Source organism: Brevundimonas sp. EAKA, assembly GCF_000698025.1.
Lineage (GTDB): Bacteria > Pseudomonadota > Alphaproteobacteria > Caulobacterales > Caulobacteraceae > Brevundimonas > Brevundimonas mediterranea_A.
Map to the genome: position 1 here is coordinate 1 of NZ_JMQR01000264.1, position 974 is coordinate 974.

The following is a 974-nucleotide window of genomic DNA, read 5'->3' on the forward strand; positions in this document are numbered from 1 at the left end:
GGGCTGGAGCGGCGGCGATGAGGGATCATGAAAGCGCGCTGCAAAAGGCCGTGCTGGCGGCGCTGAAAGGCGATGCGGCGGTCGCGGCCCTGGTGGGCGGACGGGTGTTCGACCAGGCGCCGGAAGAGGCGGAACACCCCTATCTCGTGATCGGCCGGTGCGAGAGCCGACCGGTGGCGGCGGACGGGGGCGGGGTGGAGCAGAGGCTGACCCTGACCGGGGTGTCGCGGTTCGACAGATCGGAAGAAGCCAAGGCGGTGGCGGCGGCGGTGCGGGCGTGTCTGCACGAGGCGGTGCTGGAGGCGGACGGGGTGCGGACGGCGACCCTGAGGGCGAATTTCGCCGACGTGTTCCGGGCCGGGGACGGGCGGCGGACCTATGCGGTGGTGCGGCTGAGGGCGGTGACGGAGGAGGTGAGTCGTGAGTGGTGACTCGTGATTTTGGAGCGGGTTGAAGCCGCCCGCCGCTAATCACGATTCACGTTTCACGACTTACCACTCAAGAGCAAAGCGAGGACGAAAATGACCGCACAGGCGGGCAAGGACATGCTGCTGAAGATCGAGGGCGCGCCGGGCGTGTTCACGACGGTGGCGGGGTTGAGGGCGCGGACGATTTCGCTGAACGCGCGGACGGTGGATGCGACCGACGGCGACAGCGCCGGGCGGTGGCGCGAGCTGCTGGCGGGGGCCGGGGTCAAGTCGGCGGCGGTGTCGGGGCAGGGGATCTTCCGCGACGCGGCGTCGGACGCCCTGGTGCGCGAGGCCTTCTTCGATCAGGCGGCGAAACGGTGGCGGCTGGTGGTGCCGGACTTCGGCGTGCTGGAGGGGCCGTTCCTGGTGGCGGCGCTGGAATACGCCGGCGAGCACGAGGGGGAGGCGACCTTTGCGCTGAGCCTGGCCAGCGCGGGCGAGATCGGGTTTTCGGCGACATGAGCGGCGGGGGCTGGCCCCCGTCTCTTTTACACATCTCCCAGC

Annotated in this window: 2 protein-coding genes; both read left to right on the forward strand. The window is 70.1% G+C overall.

Translation table 11 applies throughout. From position 1 onward, the window contains the following. On the forward strand, positions 1-431 hold a 431-nt coding region (locus ER13_RS17375; RefSeq protein ID WP_231492588.1), incomplete at its 5' end, for a DUF3168 domain-containing protein. Positions 432-521: 90 nt separating this feature from the next. Beyond that, positions 522-932, forward strand: coding sequence for a phage major tail protein, TP901-1 family (locus tag ER13_RS17380; RefSeq protein WP_035311442.1), 411 nt, complete (start codon positions 522-524; stop codon positions 930-932). The last annotated feature ends 42 nt before the right edge of the window (positions 933-974 follow it).

What these genes read in the sequence shown, in the direction of transcription:
- ER13_RS17380 (WP_035311442.1), top strand. Translation starts at nt 522, where the DNA reads ATGACCGCACAGGCGGGCAAGGACATGCTGCTGAAGATCGAGGGCGCG.